Genomic DNA, 18,276 nt, shown 5'->3' with positions numbered 1-18,276 from the left:
GCGGTTTCTTTTACTTAAATTTAAAGAATGAAGCTGCAATAATGCCAAGAATGACCAACCAATTCAAATCAATTCATGCATCTTCATTCCAACAAATACGCGCTTCAACTATTGCTTATGCTATTGATATTGAGTTTCATCATAAACGGGTTTTTATTGTGGAAATTAAGTTTTTCGGAAAAATCAGCAATGCCTCCACAAACCGATTCGTTGGAGAAATTGAAAAAAGAATTGCAATTGACCGATATTCAAAAGAAAGAATTTGACGCCTTACAATCAGAATTCGTAAAAACTGAATCCGACATTGAGGCAACCATCAAAACCCATCAGGAGCATCTCAACGAGAATATCTTCGCAGTACATCCGGATGAAGCCACAATCGCTGATTTGACGAGGTATATCGCTGATGAACAATACCATTTGGAATGGATCCGTTATCGGCAATGGGTCAAATTGAAAAAAATATGCAGTACCAAACAACAGAAAAAAATGGCTGAAATAGGTTCCGAAATTCTCGAATAGTTCCATAATAATTACATTAACCATACTAATCTCAACCCATATTTTTATGAGAAATACCTTTAAAATTATATCAAAAGCAGGTTTGCTCCTATTAATCTTGATCAAAACGCAGTCAGTTACTGCTCAGCAGAAATCGATCATACTAGGAAGACCAACCGATTCCGCCATCACCGCAAGCATCTTGTTTGACCAGAATATGGAATACTTCCTGGAATACGGGACGCAAAGTGGCAACTTCAACACGACTTCGGCAATGTATACGAATGTCGCTGATATCCCGGATGAAATTGAGTTGACCAATCTCACATCCAATACAAAATATTATTACCGGATGCAGTACAAACTGATTGGTGCTACAAGCTATACAACAACTCCGGAATATACTTTCCAAACCCAAAGAACTTCGGGCAATGCTTTTACATTTACCGTGGAAGCAGATGAACATTTGTACGATGTAAAAGGCGACCGAACGATGTATCAGGTTACTTTAGCCAACCAAGCCGCAGACCATCCCGATTTCATGCTGTCGTTGGGTGACATTTTTGGCGACGATCACACTCCCGAAACCACCACCAGTGCCGATATGGATTTGCTTCACAAAGATTACCGCCAATATTTAGGGCAAATTTGTCATTCGATTCCTTTTTATGTATCGCTCGGCAATCATGAAGGGGAAAACGATTTCTACTACGCCCAAACGCCACCCAATAACATCTGTGTCTGGGGAACACAATGGCGGAAATTTTACTATCCCAATCCTTTTCCGAATAGTTTCTATAGCGGAAATACAACGGTGGAACCTTATGGTATCAATAGTCCTGAAAATTATTACGCCTGGACTTGGGGCGACGCTTTATTTGTAGTTCTCGATGTGTATCGGACTTCAAGCTTTACCACGCTTTCAGACAAACCACTGAATTGGAACTGGACTTTAGGCTACACCCAATACCAATGGATGCGCAGTGTACTGGAGAATAGTACCGCCACACATAAGTTTGTATTCGCCCATCATACGCGTGGTCAAGGCAGAGGCGGGATTGAAACCGCAACGCAATTTGAATGGGGCGGTTATCAAGGCGCAGGAAACAATTATCAATTCGATGCCAATCGCCCGGGTTGGGGAAAACCGATTCAAAAAGTTTTTGAAGATACTGGTGTCGATATCTTTTTCCAAGGCCATGACCATCTTTTTGCCAAAGAACAATTGAATGGTGTAGTCTATCAGGAAGTGCCGATGCCCAGCGATATCACCTATCAGATTGGTTATACAGCCAATGCTGCTGCCTATACTGATGTAACGTTAGATGGAACCGGACATATTAGGGTCAATGTAACGCCTGATTGTGTCACTGTAGATTATGTAAAAGCCTACATTCCGGGAACAAACGGTTCGGCCGGACACACCAACGGTGAAATTGGATATACTTATTCCGTTGGAAATTGCGCGCTCGGCACCCATACAAATCCAACGAAAACAATGGCAATTTCCGTATACCCAAACCCAGCTGACGAGCGGTTAAACATTGAATTCTCCGATAAATCTACGAATCATCATTATGCTTTAGTGAATATCATCGGACAAACCATAAGCGAATTTACCACCAATGAATTCAATACGACAACCCTTCCTAATGGTGTGTATTTTTTACAAATCGATGGCAAGGTGAGCCAAACCAAAAAAATTGTAATCAAACACTAATGATGATGAAGAGAAAGATTACAATATTGGCAGTAATGTTTTTGGGGATACAATACCTGCAATCGCAAAACATCACGCAAACGGAACTGTTGGGAAGACCAACGGATTCAAGCATTACGATACAAGCTTTTTTTGATGCGGATGTAGACGTAGCCATTCAATACGGAACCTCATCAGGCAATTATTCCAACCAAACAGACTGGACCAATGTAATCGCTGGTAATCCTGCAGAAATTGTTTTAACAGGGCTTTCCCCCAATACAAAATATTTTTACCGCATGTTATACCGTTTGCCTAATGCAACGACATTCATAACACGACCGGAATACACATTTCAAACACAAAGAGTCATAGGAAGCAGCTATAAGTACGTCGTTCAGGCAGACCCGCATATGGATGAGCAAAGCAATATTCCGTTATACCAGCTTTGCCTGCAAAATCAGTTGGAAGAGCATCCCGATTTTATGATTGATTTAGGTGATTTTTTAATGACCGATAAATTAAAAAACCTCACTACCAATACAGTTCCTCACGATACGATTCCTTATCGCTGTCGATTATTGCGTTCCAATTACGAGCGTTTGTGCCATTCTGTTCCGTTGTTTATCGCATTAGGGAATCACGAAGGTGAAGCCGGTTGGAACCTAAACGGCACGGCCAACAACATTGCCGTTTGGGATACGCAGGAGCGGCAGAAATATTTTTTGAATCCTGCTCCTGATGGTGATTTTTATACCGGAGACACGACCGTTCACGCCTTTGTGGGATTAAGGGAAAATTACTATTCCTGGCAATGGGGCGATGCTTTATATATCGTTTTAGACCCTTATTGGTACACCAATCCAAAACCAACGGCCACAACAGGTTGGCGCTGGACGTTAGGTCAAGCACAATACAACTGGCTCAAAAATACTTTAGCTACCAGTACGGCAACATTCAAGTTTGTTTTTTCGCATCAGATCATCGGCGGTGATCCGGACGGACGTGGCGGTGTTGAATTTGCCGATTTGTACGAATGGGGCGGCAATAATTCCGATGGAACTTACGGATTTACAACCAACAGACCCGGTTGGGATATGCCTATCAAAGATTTATTGACGCAAAATCATGTGAACATCTTCTTTCACGGTCACGACCATTTTTTTGGCAAACAGGAAAAGGATTGCCTGATCTATCAGGAAACACCGCAACCCAGTCACCCAAATTTCAATGGCGTTACTTATGCTACTGATTACGGATATCTTGAAGGTCAGATATTGCCCAATTCAGGACACATCAGGGTTACCGTAAATCCGGATGGCGTTTTGGTAGAATATGTACGCGCCTATTTACCAGCAAGTGAAAACGCCACGCGTCACAATAAAGATGTTTCTGCGAGTTATTTTATAGGAACGAACAATTGCTATACGCTCGGGACAAACAACCCGACGATGATTTGGAATGCCAATTATGCCGATGAAATCGTCTATCCCAATCCTTTTTCTAAAGAAACAGCCATCGAATTTGAAGTACAAAATTCGGAAAACATTTCCATTTCCATATTCAATCAAAATGGGCAGTTGGTCAAAGATATTGTTCACGGCAATTATTTAAATAACGGAAAATTTCAAGTGATTTGGGACGGAACGGATAACAGCGGTTCCGATGCGTCCGATGGCGTGTATATTTATAAAATCATTAAAGACAACGGAAAAGGTCATTCAGGCAAACTCATCTTAAAAAGACACTAAAATGAAAAAAATCATCCTCGCTTTCATCTGCTTATTGAAGCTCTCTGTTTTTGCTCATAGCATAGATCATGACCATCACGAATTGCGGCATTGGTTCCTACCAAAAGAAAACAAACATATCGACGGTTCTTTTTCGATGTACAAAGACGGAAAAGTCTATATTGAAGATGCCCATGAGCATGTTGCCGGTTTTCCTCTAAATTCATTATCCAGAGCCGATCAGCAATATGCTTTGGAGAGAGAAAAAAGCATTGAAGCATTGAATTCAAATGCGACAACTCATGAACATCAACATGCGAATTCTGGCTGGATTTTTATGGAATACGGAGCGATGCTGTTGCTTTTATTACTATTGGGTTATTGCCTGCTTAAAATGACTACAATTCGCCAGAGAAAATATTTAGTTCCTGTTTTGTCGGTTGGCCTATTGATGAGCTTGTATGGCTTCACAAAGAAAATGCTGACGACTACAAATCCAGAAGATATCAATGCGGCATTTACGCCTTTCATTCCGAATGTGGCCACATCCTGGGATAACGATTATTTTTATGTCGAAAGCAAAGGCGTTCCGAATCACACAATGATGGTCGGGATATCGAACCACGGCTGGCAACAGCAAGTGCCGATTCCGCAATGCTATATTGGCAACAATCATTGGAGCATTCCTTTGAATCCGGTGATTGCGACAACGCCAATTCCGGTGGATAATATTCACTTTACGCGCGGTGCGATTGGTATTGCAGCCAATGGTGTTCCTATATTTAATTATCACACGAATACTGGTGTGGATTCGTATCTTGACGGTCAGCTCGACAATTTTGGTGGGCATTGTGGCCGGGGTGACGATTACCATTACCACATCGCGCCTTTGCATTTGTACAGTTCCGGACAAACCACAACCAATTTACCTTGTGCTTATAGTTTTGATGGTTTTGCGGTCTATGGCAATGTGGAACCCGATGGAAGTCCGATGACCACGCTTGATGCCAACAACGGTCATTATGGTGTTAATGGCATTTATCATTATCACGGCACAGCAACCGCACCGTATATGATTGGCAATTTCATGGGGCAGGTTACTGAAGATGCCACACATCAATTGATTCCGCAAGCCACGGCGCATCCGGTCAGAAATGAAAACTGGACGCCTTTGAGTGGTGCCTTAATTACTTCATGTGTCGCCAATGCGACTAACAATGGTTACAATCTTTCTTATTCACTGAACGGAACGCTGGGCTATGCCACCAATTTCAGTTGGAATGGAACGGCCTATACTTTTAATTACATCACACCTACCGGAACAACCACCACCAACTATAATGGATTTTCGCAATGCACTGTTCCGAATTTGTCAGCGGCAAGTTTTATTTCCATCGAGAAAAACATGACGTTTTACCCAAATCCTGCCACAGATATTTTGCATATCGATTTAGGAAATGACGCTTTAGAAAAAGAAGTTCAGGATATTATGATTTTTGATTTAAAAGGGAAATTGGTTTTTAAAACGGCAAAATTCACACCCAATTTAGATATTAAAAAATTATCGACGGGAACTTATTTGGTAAAAATACAGTTGCTGAATTCTTTTGTGACTAAGAAAATAGTAGTGAAATAATGATAAAAAAACTGCTCTTATTAGCAACTACCTTTTCGTTCGCACAAAGCGTTACGAAAACCATTAATGTACTTCCGGATACTGGACAAACTTCAAGTTACACGAGTACTTTTGGGGAAGATAATGATTATAATATCAATGCGCCTTCCTACACCAATAACGCAGACGGAACCATTACCGACAACATCACCGGACTCCAATGGCAACAAGCTGACGGTGGGGAAATGACGATTGAAAATGCTACCAATTATTCTGAGAATCTGATTCTCGGTGGGTTTTCTGATTGGAGATTACCTAGTCCGATAGAAAGCTTTAGTATCCTAAACCATCAAAACAATAACCCTGCGATGAATACTGCTTTCTTTACACCGAGCGCCGCAGAATATTGGTGGACCAATACCTATCAAGCCGGAGACAACAACAAAGTTTGGTGTACGAATGCCGGAGGCGGAATTGGCAATCATCCGAAGTCAGAAACCATAAGTGCGGGTGGCATTAAAAAGTTTCACGTCCGTGCGGTGAGGAATCGCGTTAATCCTACTACAATTCCAAATCATTTTACGGATAACGGAGACGGAACCATTACTGACAACCTGACCCAATTGATATGGCAAAAAACTCCAAATTCAACGGCGCAAACTTGGGAAAACGCCCTGGTTTATGCTGATAATCTTTCGTTGGCTAATGCTTCTGATTGGCGTTTGCCTAACATCAAAGAATTGCAGTCGCTCAATGATGAAAGCAGGACCAATCCGTCAACAAACACTGTTTTTTTTCCGGCGATTGGAGTGCATAATTACTGGAGTTCCACGTCACTTCCCAATCAAACTACAAAAGCCTGGTATTGGAATACGCAATTCGGAATTACCACTTATGATGTGAAATCGAATACCAATTATGTGATTTGTGTGAAAGGTAACCCGGTGCCTTTAGCAGTTAATTTGCCCATAAAACCTGAGGACAATAAGGTTTATCCTAATCCTTTTTCAAATTTTATACATTTTGAAAACGAAAACTATAACGAAAACTATATCTTATTAGATAACTCCGGTGCCATCATTTACAAAGGCACAAACATAGAAAATCACGATTTTACCAATCTTGCAAAAGGAATTTACTTTTTAAAATCAGCCAACTTAAAATCGACTGTAATCAAATTAATTAAGGAATAAATCAAAGGATTCGATTACACTTCACTCCTATTGAGCTTGCTATTTTTCCTGCTAAACCCAAAGTAAATCACCAATCCTATGAGCAGCCAGCAAGTGAAGTAAATCCAGTTCCAGACGCTTAATTCCGCCATCATATAAAGGCACGAAACAAGCCCAAGTAAAGGAATTAAAGACAAATTCTGACGGAAAGCCCAAACGGTCAATCCCAATAAAACAATCAGAAATATCCACATCGGGATTTTGTGCTTGAACAAATTGAAACCACTTTGGTATTTCAGACTTTCATCAATCGGCAAAGAATCGACGACATTTTTATATGTCGCATCATCTGTATTGTATTTGCTTAATAATGCTTCTAAATCGCTATTCACAGCGTCGTTTTCATTTTTAAAAACCAAAAATTCATATACGATTTTCGTCTGACTTTGATCTAAAGAAGTCACGATATCTTCCGGAGAATTGACTTGTTTTTCATTGGTCATGAAAGCCATCGTCGCTTGTTTATTATATGTAAAAGCAAACGTCAACCCGGCAAGCAGCAAAACCGGAACGATATATTTTGAATTGATGTAAGGCGTTTTGAATTTCCCACGTGGAATGTTCGGCTTGTTCTGCAACACCAAAACGCCGGCGCAAACCAAAACGAACGCAAACAAAGTCCCGATGCTACACAAGTCAGTAACCATCGTTAGGTTGAGAAACAAAGCTGGAATGGCAACCACAAAACCTGTGACAATCGTCGCATAAGATGGCGTTTTATAAACAGGATGCACTTTAGAAAAACGCTTCGGCAACAAACCGTCGCGGCTCATGCTCATCCAGATTCTGGGTTGCCCCATTTGAAACACGAGCAATACACTCGCCATCGCAACTACAGCGCTGACTGCGATGATGCCTGACATCCATTTCAGATTCAATTTATCGAACACAAATGCTAACGGATCGCCGACATTCAAGTCAGCATAATTGACCATTCCCGTCAAAACCAAAGCGATTACGATATACAAAATCGTGCAGATGATGATCGCCCACATCATGCCTCGAGGCAAATCGCGTTGTGGATTTTTACATTCCTCAGCGGTTGTTGAAATCGCATCGAAACCAATGTAGGCAAAGAATACTGCGGACACGCCTTTCAAAACACCACCTACTCCATTCGGCGCAAACGGATGCCAATTCGCGGTATCCACATAAAACACGCCGACAGCAATTACTAAAAGGATAATACACAATTTCACGACCACCATCAGATTGCTGGCGTTGCGTGATTCTTTCATGCCGCGATACACCAAAGCAGTGATCAAAATAATGATGAATAAAGCAGGTAAATCAGCCACCAGATGAAACGAGCCAATCGTCGGCGCTGTCGTCCAGGCGGTGTAAGCACTTTGCAAACCGGCACTCAGGTTCTCGAATGTTTTTCCGCCTTGCATTAAAGCCGTGGCATCTTTAAATCCGTTCGAAGCTGTGAGATAATCCATCTGTACGTATTGCGGCAGGTGAACACCCATGCTGTCTATTAATCCTGTAAAATAGTCGCTCCACGAAATGGCCACCGTGATGTTTCCGATGGCATATTCCATGATTAACGCCCAACCGATAATCCAGGCGATGATTTCTCCAAACGCTACGTAAGAATAAGTATAAGCGCTTCCAGAAACAGGAACCATCGAGGCGAATTCTGCATAAGCAAACGCAGCAAAACCACAGGCCAAAGCCGTAAACAAAAATAAGAAGATTACTGCCGGACCGCCGTCAGCACTGGCTTTTCCGATGGTGCTGAAAATTCCGGCTCCGACAATGGCTGCGATTCCGAACGCCGTTAAATCTCTTGTGGTTAGGTGTTTGCCTAAAGCGTTGTGGCCGTCGGCTTCATTCTTTTCGACTTGTTTTAAAATATCCTGGACGGTTTTTTTTCGGAATAAATCAATAAATGCCATATGTTTTGAACTAAGGTTTTGTTAAGTGCAAAACAAATATATAAAAGGAATCGAAATAATGGGAAGAAAACCCATTTATAAAAGTCAGCGCATCAATAACTGTAAGGAAAAACAGAACATCCAATAAGCAGAGGCTATCATAAAATAGCGAAATAGAATGACAAATATCACCCAACCTTAGTTCATTTCTGCCTATTTTTGCAAAGTAAATTTTAATAACTAAAAAACCACATATTATGTCATTAGTAGGAAAAAAATTCCCAAACATTGCTGTTGATGCGATTTCAGAAATGGGCGACAATTTGAAGATCAATATTTTTGAGGAAGCCGTCAACAAAAAGAAAAAAGTACTATTGTTCTGGTATCCGAAAGATTTCACTTTTGTTTGTCCGACAGAACTACACGCTTTCCAGGCAGCCTTGGCTGATTTTGAAAAAAGAAACACCATCGTCATCGGCGCTTCCTGCGATACGAATGAAGTGCACTTCGCATGGTTGAACACGCCAAAAAACAACGGCGGTATCGAAGGCGTTACTTACCCGATCCTTGCTGATACCAACAGAAACTTATCAAACATCTTAGGGATTTTGGATATCGAATCTACAAGCTACAGCGAAGAAACGGATTCTGTGATGATCGAAGGTTCCAACGTGACTTACCGCGCGACTTACCTGATTGATGAAACCGGTAAAATCTTCCACGAAAGTGTCAACGACATGCCATTGGGAAGAAACGTACACGAATACATCCGTTTGATCGATGCTTACACCCACGTTCAGACCAAAGGCGAAGTTTGTCCTGCGAACTGGGAAGAAGGAAAAGAAGCGATGTCAGCAGACAGAAAAAGTACTGCGGAATATTTAAGCGCAAACTAAATATAGATCATGAGACTGTAAGACTTTAAGACGCAAAAATCTTAAAATCTTACAGTCTTAAAATCTCAAAATCAAAAAGATATGTTGATCGAATTAAACGAAGACAGCTTACAGAATATCGTCGATAGCCACGACAAAGTGATCGTACAGTTTTCCGCTTCGTGGTGTGGCAACTGCCGAATCATGAAACCGAAGTTTAAGAAACTCGCCTCGGAAAACGAAAACCTGACTTTTGTTTTGGTTGATGCAGAAAATTCCCCGGAATCCAGAAAGCTTGCGAATGTTTCCAATTTGCCGACTTTCGCCACTTTCGTGAATGGCAAACTCGTCAATGAGACGCAGACGAACAAAGCGGAAGTTTTGACGGAATTGGTCGAAGAAGTTAAATAAACAGGTCGGAAGGCTTAAAACCAAAAAACTTAAAATGAAACTACCCATCATCAAACAACTGACCCAATTCATTGACGACAACGATCAGGATTATCTGATCGAAACCATCGAAGTTTTGGAAGCCCTGACCGAAGTGTCCTCACTCAAAGATGAAGAACTCGATGTCATCGGTGAATTGATTTCGAATATGTATGGCGCGCTCGAAGTGCACAAAATGACCAAGGAAGGCATGGATAAGAAGGACGCTTTAAACGCTTTTATGAAAAGGGTTTTAGGTTCGATTGACAAGTAGTTTAAAAACAAAATGATGCAAATCCCGCGGAAAACTGAATGCTGCGGGATTTTTTTTATCCCAAAATGAACAATCTCAATAAAATTCCCTTTTCATAATCCAATACTTTAAAATTTTAACATTTTTTAAATATCTAAAACAATTGATATGGTGAAACTTATCGTATTTTGAATTAATTTAGCCGAAAATTTAACCAAAACTATAATGAAGCTTACTAAATCCCTATTGGTATTTATTTTCTTTACATCCATTACATTCGCTCAAACCGAGGCAGACCGATTGAAGATCATCGCTGCTACCAATGTTACGGAACTCAATCGTCTTGTTCCTATCTACGATTCTATTTTCAAAGCCCAGAAAGCCGCCGCATGGAATATGGCCGCGACCAAAAACTGGAAAACAAAATTCACGACGGTCAATGGTGGTCTCAAAGAATTGATCCGTCTGGATGAAAACAACAACCCTATTTATTTCACCACTGACAATGTCGGAGCCGCACTGACCACAAGAGCCAACAGGCTCAATTCCGGAGGAAGTCTGGGCTTAAGCCTTGACGGACAGAACATGACCATCGGTATCTGGGATGGTGGTAAAGTAAGAGACACACACAACCTGCTCACAGGGCGCGTCACACAGGTAGATAATGCGAGTGTATTATCGGCGCATGCGACCCACGTTTCCGGAACCATGATGGGCAACGCAACGGCCAGTGCTTCGGCCAAAGGAATGGCTTCCCAAGCGAACTTAAAGGCCTATGACTGGGACGGCGATGTTTCAGAAGTGGCAAACGCAGCCGCCAATGGATTGTTGGTATCAAACCATTCCTATGGTTATGATCCCGACACCGTGTCATTGACAAAATGGGGGCGGTATGACAGTGATGCCAAAGCTTTCGACAATGTCATGTTTAATGCACCTTATTATCAATTTGTCAATTCTGCCGGTAATTCCAGAAACGGCGGGTACAATGATAGTAAAAATGGGTATGATTTGTTAGCAGGGAAAAGTGTTTCAAAGAACGCTATTATTGTGGCTGCTGTAAGACAGGTTACCAATTATACTTCTGCCTCAAGTGTTGTGATGTCAAGCTTCAGCAGCTGGGGACCGACCGATGACGGCCGTATCAAGCCAGATATTTGCGGCAAAGGGGTCAATGTAAGATCCTCTACCTCCAACTCCGACAATTCCTATAGCAGTTATAACGGAACTTCTATGGCATCACCGAATGTGGCCGGAACCCTATTGCTTTTGCAACAGCATCATAAAAATGTCAAAGGTGGTTTTATGAAGGCGGCAACTTTACGCGGATTAGCAATCCATACTGCTGACGAAGCCGGCACAGATTCGGGACCTGATTATCAGTTTGGATGGGGTTTGCTGAATGCTGAAAAAGCAGCTAACTTGATTACCAATGAAGGGACACAATCCTACATTCAGGAAAATACTTTACTCCAAGGCAAAACATATTCTTTTGATATACAGCCTTTGAGTCCAAGCCAACCTATTGTTGCTACGATTTGCTGGACCGATCCTGCAGGGCAAATTATATCAGGTTCTGTAGTTGATTTGGCTACACCGAATTTAGTCAACGATCTGGACATCAGGATTACGAAAAACAATCAGACGTTTTTTCCATGGAAACTAAATCCTGCGGAAGTTGACGCAGCGGCAACACAAGGTGATAACATCGTTGACAACGTTGAAAAAATCGAAGTGCTGAACCCATCAGGAACCTATACCGTAACGGTAAGCCACAAAGGCACACTATTGCATGCTTTACAAAATTACTCGCTGATCATTAGTGGTGTAGCGGCCAAACCGATGCTTTTATCAACCGACAGTAGTGTCTTGAACAGGAATTGTTTGGGAACTGACGAAACCACCTTTACCTACCAATTGAAAACGCCTGCGGCCTTTTCTGAAACGGCTACTTTCAACATTGCCGGACTTCCTTCAGGAACAACGGCTGTTTTCGCACCAAATACGATGACCGCAGACGGAACTGGTTCTGTTACCATTACTGGTTTGGGCGCCACGCCGACGGGTACTTATCCATTGACCTTAAATGCCGCTTCTGGCTCATACAATGCAGCGCTTTCATTAAATCTGGTTGTTCAAAGTGGTCTGACTGACGGACCTGCATTGAATACGCCAGTCAATAACGCCACTATCGATTATACCAATCCTACATTAACATGGGAAAATATTGGTCCAAATGTGGCAAATTACACGATTGAAATCGCAAAAGATGATTCATTTACAACCAATCTTCAAACCTTCACAAGCAGTACCAATCAGATTGATATGAACGCTTTAGATTACGGAACGAATTATTTCTGGAGGGTAAAATCGAATAATGTGTGTAGTGCCTCTAATTATTCTTCAACATATCAATTCACTACGCTTTGCAGCAATAGTACTGTGATTACAGTATCGAATATTACTACTAATAGTGCGTTAGCTACATGGACAAACCCCAACGGATCTTCCACTTTTGAAGTTTTGATCGTACCTCAAGGAAACCCGCCTAGCGGAACTTACCAAACCGTGACGACCAATTCCTATACGTTTAACAATCTGAATTCTTATAGTAATTATGATGTTTATGTAAGGGCCAGCTGCAGCAACAATAGTTTTTCAGCCTCTTCAAGCACCGAATTTGCCACATTAATCAACCATTGTGTTGATGGGGTTTTCTTTGATTCGGGAGGCACCAATGGCAACTATTCGAACAATGAAAATAGAACAATAACCATCACGCCAATGAACGCGGGCGAAAAAGCCTCGGTTACCTTCACCTCGTTTGATTTGGAAGATCAAGTTGATCGACTGACAATTTTTAACGGACCTAATACAACCTACCCATTCATTGTGGAAGAATACGGATTTACAGGCACCAATAACCCGGGAACCATAACCTCTACGGATCCTACGGGAACGCTTACATTCCTTTTCTATTCTGATGGCCTAAATACCGCTTCAGGTTGGAACGCAACGGTAAACTGTGCGCAATTGAGTGTAGCAGATGCTGTTAAAAACACCCTTCAATATTATCCAAATCCTGCAAAATCAGTGATCCATTTTAACAGCCCCGAGGCAATCAAATCGGTTTCAATTTATACGATGTTGGGGCAATGGATACGCACTGAAAAACCGGATACTAACCATTCGGCAATGGATATTTCAATGCTTAGTGACGGACAGTACTTGTTTAAAATCGAAACAGCCTCTACGTTTTCAACTGTGAAAATGCTGAAAAAGAATTAATACCACTTCATAAGACATTGCCTTGTTTTATACTATAGGGCAATGTTTTTTTATGAGATCCAATACTAAATCTGACGCTGTTATTTTGAAAACCATCACTTCCATACAGAATCCTTTCATCAAATCCTTAGTGCTTTTGCAGGAAAAAGCCAAAGCCCGCAAGCAAACCGGCACGTTTCTGATAGAAGGATTTCGAGAAATCGAACTCGCTGTTTCTGGTGGTTATGAACTCAACACCATCCTATTTTTGCCGGAATTGATTTCAGAAAAACAACTAAAAGCATTATCAGGTTCAGAAACGGAGCTCATCGAAATCAATAAAGAAGTCTATCAGAAACTCGCTTATCGCGACACAACAGAAGGCATCATTGCGATTGCAAAAACAAAACCGATGCAATTGTCCAATTTGAAGTTGTCCGATAAACCTTTAATTCTCATTGCGGAAGCGCCCGAAAAACCGGGCAATATCGGCGCTTTATTAAGAACCGCGGATGCCGCAAAACTTGATGCTGTGATTATCGCCAATCCCAAAAGCGACTTATACAATCCAAATATCGTTCGCTCGAGCGTAGGCGGACTTTTCACGAATCAGATTGCCACCGGAACCACCACGGAAATCATTGCTTTTTTGAAAGACAAAAAAATCAATTTTTACTGTGCCACTTTACAAAATTCCACCCCTTATCATAAGCAAGATTATACTACCCCAACAGCCCTTGTCGTAGGAACCGAAGCGACAGGATTAACCCAGGAATGGCGCGATCATGCGACACAGAACATCATCATTCCGATGCAAGGCGCCATCGATTCGATGAATGTTTCAGTAGCTGCTGCCATTCTTATTTTTGAAGCCAAAAGACAACGTAATTTTAATTGATCTCTTATGAAGAAAATTGTATTTCTAAGCCTGATTCTTGCATTCAGTGGCGCTGTAATGGCGCAAATTTCACCTGCTCAAATTGATGAGCTCGTCGGACGCACTTTAAAGACTTTTGAAGTTCCCGGAATTGCCGTGGCCATTGTCAAGGATGGAAAAATCATCCATGCGAAAGGTTATGGTGTAAAATCAATTTTGAGCAATGCCCCGGTGGATGAAAACACTTTATTTGGAATCGCTTCGAACAGCAAGGCATTCACCACTGCCGCCTTGGCGATTTTGGTCGACGAGGGAAAATTGAAATGGGATGATAAAGTCATACAATACATTCCGGAGTTTAAGATGTATAATGACTACGTGACCAAAGAATTCACCATCAGAGATTTATTAACGCATCGCAGCGGGCTCGGTCTAGGCGCGGGAGATTTGATGATATGGCCCGACGGAAATAATTTTACTACACAAGATATCATCAACAATCTACAATACTTAAAACCGGTTTCGGCTTTCAGAACCAAATACGATTATGACAATTTACTTTACATCGTAGCGGGTGAAGTCATTCATCGTGCGAGCGGTTTGACTTGGTGTGATTTTATTGAAAACCGCATCATGAAGCCTTTGGAAATGAATCACAGTGCCGCTTCATTTTTGCGATTGAAAGACACTTCCAATGTGATTATGCCACATGTGCCAACCGACGGAAAACTCAAAGCAATTGCGCGTTATAAGAACAATGTTTTCGATCCGGCTGCAGGAATTTATTCCAGTGTGAATGATTTAAGCAAATGGGTCATCATGCAACTGCAGAAAGGCAAATACGGAACTGACAAAACTGCTCAAATCTTTTCCGAAAAGCAACATACCGAAATGTGGACAGCGCAAACTATCATGCCTAATAAACCTTCTCCTCCTTATTTTTCGAACTTCAAATCTTATGGTTTGGGTTGGCAACTTACCGAAGTAAAAGGCAGTTTTCAGGTCTCTCATACCGGCGGTCTCGACGGAATTGTAACGCAAGTGACTATGCTTCCCGAACTCAATTTAGGCATTATCGTACTCACGAACCAGCAAAATGGCGCGGCTTTTAATGCGATTACCAATACCATTAAAGATAGTTATCTCGGCATCAAATCCGAAGATTATTTGGCACTTTACAGCCAACAGCGCAAGGAAAAAGAAGACAATGCCGATAAGATTTCTGATGAAGTCTGGACTACTGTGGAGCAAAATAAAAAACTCAAAATATACCGGGACTTGAAAAAATACGCCGGTACTTATAAAGACAACTGGCTTGGTGACATTGTGCTTTCGGAAAAAAAAGGCAAGCTATACTTCCACTCGAACCGCTCGCCGCAACTCACAGGAGAAATGTTCTTTTATAAAGACAATACTTTTGCAGTCAAATGGAACAACCGCAGTTTCCTAGCCGATGCATTCCTGTTTTTTTCGGAAGACAATACGAACATCAAAATGAAACCGATTTCGCCCTTGACAGATTTCAGTTATGATTTCCAGGATCTCGATTTTGTGAAGCTTCCCGAAGGCACAAAATAATTCTTGGCGGTTTATCAGTTTTTAATTCTCAATTTATATTGTACATTTAGCTAGTTATTTTTATTTTAGACACGAGGCGCCTAAGCCGAACTGACGAAGTTAAACGGAACTTTACAAACTATGGTTGAGATTGATATTGAAAAAGAAAACAAGGCGATTGCGAAGGAATATAAGGAATTGCTACGCATCAGTTACCAAACGTTAAGCGCCGAGGACAAGAAACTGATCCGAAAGGCTTTTGATGTGGCCGTTGACGCCCATCAAGACCAACGCCGGAAATCGGGTGAGGCTTATATTTTCCATCCGATTGCAGTCGCGAAAATAGTGGCTTCTGAAATCGGTTTGGGCGCGACGGGGATTGCTGCGGCTTTGATGCACGATGTCGTCGAAGACACTGACGTCACGGTGGCCGACATTGAAAAAATGTTCAATCCCAAAGTGGCGCAACTGGTTGAAGGTCTGACCAAAATCTCCCAAGTTCAAAAAGATCTCAACGTGTCAATGCAGGCGGAGAATTTCCGTAAAATGCTGTTGACTTTGAACGATGATGTGCGCGTAATCCTCATCAAACTCGCTGACCGATTACACAACATGCAAACCATGGATTCGATGCCTGAGCACAAACAGGTAAAGATCGCTTCCGAAACTTTATACATTTATGCGCCGCTCGCCCACCGTTTGGGCTTGTACAACATCAAAAGCAAGCTTGAAGATTTGGGTTTGAAATATACCGAACCCGCCGTTTATAATGACATCGTCAGTAAAATCAAGGAAACTAAAGAACAGCAGGACGCATACATCAATGACATCTCTGAAGTGCTGAAAAAATCGCTCGATGAAGAAAGCGTCGATTATGTGATCAAAGGCCGTCCGAAATCCATCTATTCGATCCGCCGTAAAATGAAAGCGCAGAACGTCAGTTTTGATGAAGTGTACGATAAGTTCGCTTTGCGCATCGTATACAAATCGAATCCGCATGATGAGAAATTCATCGCCTGGAAAATATACTCTATAGTAACTGACCATTATCGCCCAAGCCCGAGCCGTTTGCGCGATTGGATCTCTTCACCTAAATCTACGGGTTACGAAGCGTTGCACATTACCGTGATGGGCCCGAAAGGCCGTTGGGTAGAAATTCAGGTACGAAGCGAGCGCATGGATGAGATTGCTGAAAAAGGCTACGCCGCGCATTACAAATACAAACAAGGCGCGACGGAAGAAAGCGGTTTGGATGTTTGGCTCAATTTACTCAAAGAAGCTTTAGAGAATGCAGAAACCAACGCCGTAGATTTTGTCGAGGATTTCAAAATGAATCTGTACGCCAAGGAAATTTTCGTCTTTACCCCAAAAGGAGAAATCAAATCATTGCCAAAAGGCGCGACTTCGCTGGATTTTGCGTTCAGCATTCACTCAGAAATTGGCGTAAAAACAAGAGGAACGCGTGTCAATGGGAAACTCGTTCCGCTCAATACCGAACTCAAAAGCGGCGATCAGGTAGAAATCATCACCTCGCAAAACCAAAAACCGACTTCGCACTGGCTTGATTATGTGACGACTTCCAGAGCAAAGAATAAGATTAAGAATGTCCTCAACGAAGACACGAAAAAGATTGCCGAAGAAGGCAAGGAATTGCTCACGCGCAAACTCAAACAGCTCAAAATTACGATTAACGAGCAGGTTATTAATGAACTCGTCAATTTCTTCAAACTCAAAACCAGCCTCGATTTGTTTTACCGCGTCGGGATTGGCTCGATAGAAAACCAACAACTTAAAGATTTCGCGGCGCAAAAAAGCAATACGCTGATCAATTTCTTCAAGAACAAAATCAAACGTTCGCCCAATACCGCTGATGAAGATATTCACAAACCGGTCATCAGCAGCAATTACGACATGCTTGTTTTTGGCGCCGATCAGGACCGTCTCGATTATAAATTATCGACTTGCTGCAACCCGATTCCGGGCGATGAAGTGTTCGGTTTCGTGACGATCAACGAAGGCATTAAAGTGCATAAAAAAGATTGCCCTAACGCGATTAGTTTGCAATCAAATTACGCTTACAGAATCATTCTTGCAAAATGGATCGACTCGACGCAACAGGAATTCAAAGCTATTTTACACATCACCGGAATGGATACTTTAGGACTCACCAACGAACTCACGAAAGTCATCTCGAACAACATGCACGTCAACATCCAGAGCATTTCGCTAAGTGGCGACGCCGGAATTTTCAACGGACAGGTTACAGTCATCGTGCAGAACAACATCATCCTGAAGAAACTCATCGACAACATCAAAAAAATCGATGGCATCGATAAAGTCACGCGCGTCAACAAGAACTAA

Annotated in this window: 13 protein-coding genes; 12 read left to right on the top strand and 1 reads right to left on the bottom strand. The window is 41.8% G+C overall.

The features are described 5' to 3' along the window. The first annotated feature begins 117 nt into the window (after positions 1-117). The 5 genes from Q0058_RS01905 to Q0058_RS01885 are packed head-to-tail and all read left to right on the top strand — an operon-like array spanning position 118 to position 6,738. On the top strand, positions 118-522 hold the full coding sequence (locus tag Q0058_RS01905; RefSeq protein WP_298221040.1) for a hypothetical protein: 405 nt from the start codon (positions 118-120) through the stop codon (positions 520-522). Between the two features lie 46 nt (positions 523-568). Next, positions 569-2,221, top strand: coding sequence for a T9SS type A sorting domain-containing protein (locus Q0058_RS01900; RefSeq protein ID WP_298221039.1), 1,653 nt, complete (start codon positions 569-571; stop codon positions 2,219-2,221). A 5-nt stretch (positions 2,222-2,226) separates the two neighbouring features. Continuing rightward, on the top strand, positions 2,227-3,951 hold the full coding sequence (locus Q0058_RS01895; protein ID WP_298221038.1) for a T9SS type A sorting domain-containing protein: 1,725 nt from the start codon (positions 2,227-2,229) through the stop codon (positions 3,949-3,951). A gap of 1 nt (position 3,952) precedes the next feature. Further along, on the top strand, positions 3,953-5,566 hold the full coding sequence (locus Q0058_RS01890) for a T9SS type A sorting domain-containing protein (protein ID WP_298221037.1): 1,614 nt from the start codon (positions 3,953-3,955) through the stop codon (positions 5,564-5,566). Further along, entirely contained in the window at positions 5,566-6,738 is a 1,173-nt protein-coding gene (locus tag Q0058_RS01885; RefSeq protein ID WP_298221036.1) for a DUF1566 domain-containing protein, read from the top strand. Before Q0058_RS01890 ends, Q0058_RS01885 begins: the two co-directional genes overlap by 1 nt. 14 nt (positions 6,739-6,752) lie before the next feature. Here the strand turns inward: Q0058_RS01885 and Q0058_RS01880 are convergent, their stop codons facing one another. Then, positions 6,753-8,678, bottom strand: a complete 1,926-nt coding sequence (locus Q0058_RS01880; RefSeq protein ID WP_298221035.1) for an amino acid permease — start codon at positions 8,676-8,678, stop codon at positions 6,753-6,755. Positions 8,679-8,914: 236 nt separating this feature from the next. Here Q0058_RS01880 and Q0058_RS01875 point away from each other — a divergent pair, with 236 nt between their 5' ends. From Q0058_RS01875 to Q0058_RS01845, 7 genes are all read left to right on the top strand, one after another. Then, positions 8,915-9,553, top strand: a complete 639-nt coding sequence (locus Q0058_RS01875) for a peroxiredoxin (protein ID WP_298221034.1) — start codon at positions 8,915-8,917, stop codon at positions 9,551-9,553. 81 nt (positions 9,554-9,634) lie between these two features. Continuing rightward, positions 9,635-9,943 (top strand): thioredoxin family protein, encoded by a 309-nt coding sequence (locus Q0058_RS01870; RefSeq protein ID WP_298221033.1) that lies wholly within the window; start codon positions 9,635-9,637, stop codon positions 9,941-9,943. Between the two features lie 34 nt (positions 9,944-9,977). Beyond that, positions 9,978-10,235, top strand: coding sequence for a hypothetical protein (locus Q0058_RS01865; protein ID WP_298221032.1), 258 nt, complete (start codon positions 9,978-9,980; stop codon positions 10,233-10,235). Between the two features lie 204 nt (positions 10,236-10,439). Next, positions 10,440-13,502: a S8 family serine peptidase gene (locus Q0058_RS01860; RefSeq protein ID WP_298221031.1), complete on the top strand. Its 3,063-nt coding sequence runs from the start codon at positions 10,440-10,442 to the stop codon at positions 13,500-13,502. A gap of 85 nt (positions 13,503-13,587) precedes the next feature. Continuing rightward, the gene (locus Q0058_RS01855; protein WP_298221066.1) at positions 13,588-14,379 is read left to right on the top strand and encodes an RNA methyltransferase; all 792 of its coding nucleotides are present in this window, start codon (positions 13,588-13,590) and stop codon (positions 14,377-14,379) included. Between the two features lie 6 nt (positions 14,380-14,385). After that, positions 14,386-15,936: a serine hydrolase gene (locus Q0058_RS01850; protein WP_298221030.1), complete on the top strand. Its 1,551-nt coding sequence runs from the start codon at positions 14,386-14,388 to the stop codon at positions 15,934-15,936. A gap of 120 nt (positions 15,937-16,056) precedes the next feature. Beyond that, complete coding sequence (locus Q0058_RS01845; protein WP_298221029.1) at positions 16,057-18,276, top strand: RelA/SpoT family protein; 2,220 nt, start codon at positions 16,057-16,059, stop codon at positions 18,274-18,276.

This window comes from Flavobacterium sp. (assembly GCF_027484705.1).
Taxonomy (GTDB): Bacteria; Bacteroidota; Bacteroidia; order Flavobacteriales; family Flavobacteriaceae; genus Flavobacterium.
The sequence above is the reverse complement of the archived record's forward strand: the minus strand, read 5'-3'. Positions and strand labels throughout refer to the sequence as shown.

Coding starts and splice junctions, on each gene's coding strand:
- Q0058_RS01865 (WP_298221032.1), top strand. CDS start 9,978: ATGAAACTACCCATCATCAAACAACTGACCCAATTCATTGACGACAAC.
- Q0058_RS01880 (WP_298221035.1), bottom strand. CDS start 8,678: ATGGCATTTATTGATTTATTCCGAAAAAAAACCGTCCAGGATATTTTA.
- Q0058_RS01875 (WP_298221034.1), top strand. CDS start 8,915: ATGTCATTAGTAGGAAAAAAATTCCCAAACATTGCTGTTGATGCGATT.
- Q0058_RS01845 (WP_298221029.1), top strand. CDS start 16,057: ATGGTTGAGATTGATATTGAAAAAGAAAACAAGGCGATTGCGAAGGAA.
- Q0058_RS01860 (WP_298221031.1), top strand. CDS start 10,440: ATGAAGCTTACTAAATCCCTATTGGTATTTATTTTCTTTACATCCATT.
- Q0058_RS01885 (WP_298221036.1), top strand. CDS start 5,566: ATGATAAAAAAACTGCTCTTATTAGCAACTACCTTTTCGTTCGCACAA.
- Q0058_RS01850 (WP_298221030.1), top strand. CDS start 14,386: ATGAAGAAAATTGTATTTCTAAGCCTGATTCTTGCATTCAGTGGCGCT.
- Q0058_RS01900 (WP_298221039.1), top strand. CDS start 569: ATGAGAAATACCTTTAAAATTATATCAAAAGCAGGTTTGCTCCTATTA.
- Q0058_RS01905 (WP_298221040.1), top strand. CDS start 118: ATGCTATTGATATTGAGTTTCATCATAAACGGGTTTTTATTGTGGAAA.
- Q0058_RS01895 (WP_298221038.1), top strand. CDS start 2,227: ATGAAGAGAAAGATTACAATATTGGCAGTAATGTTTTTGGGGATACAA.
- Q0058_RS01890 (WP_298221037.1), top strand. CDS start 3,953: ATGAAAAAAATCATCCTCGCTTTCATCTGCTTATTGAAGCTCTCTGTT.
- Q0058_RS01870 (WP_298221033.1), top strand. CDS start 9,635: ATGTTGATCGAATTAAACGAAGACAGCTTACAGAATATCGTCGATAGC.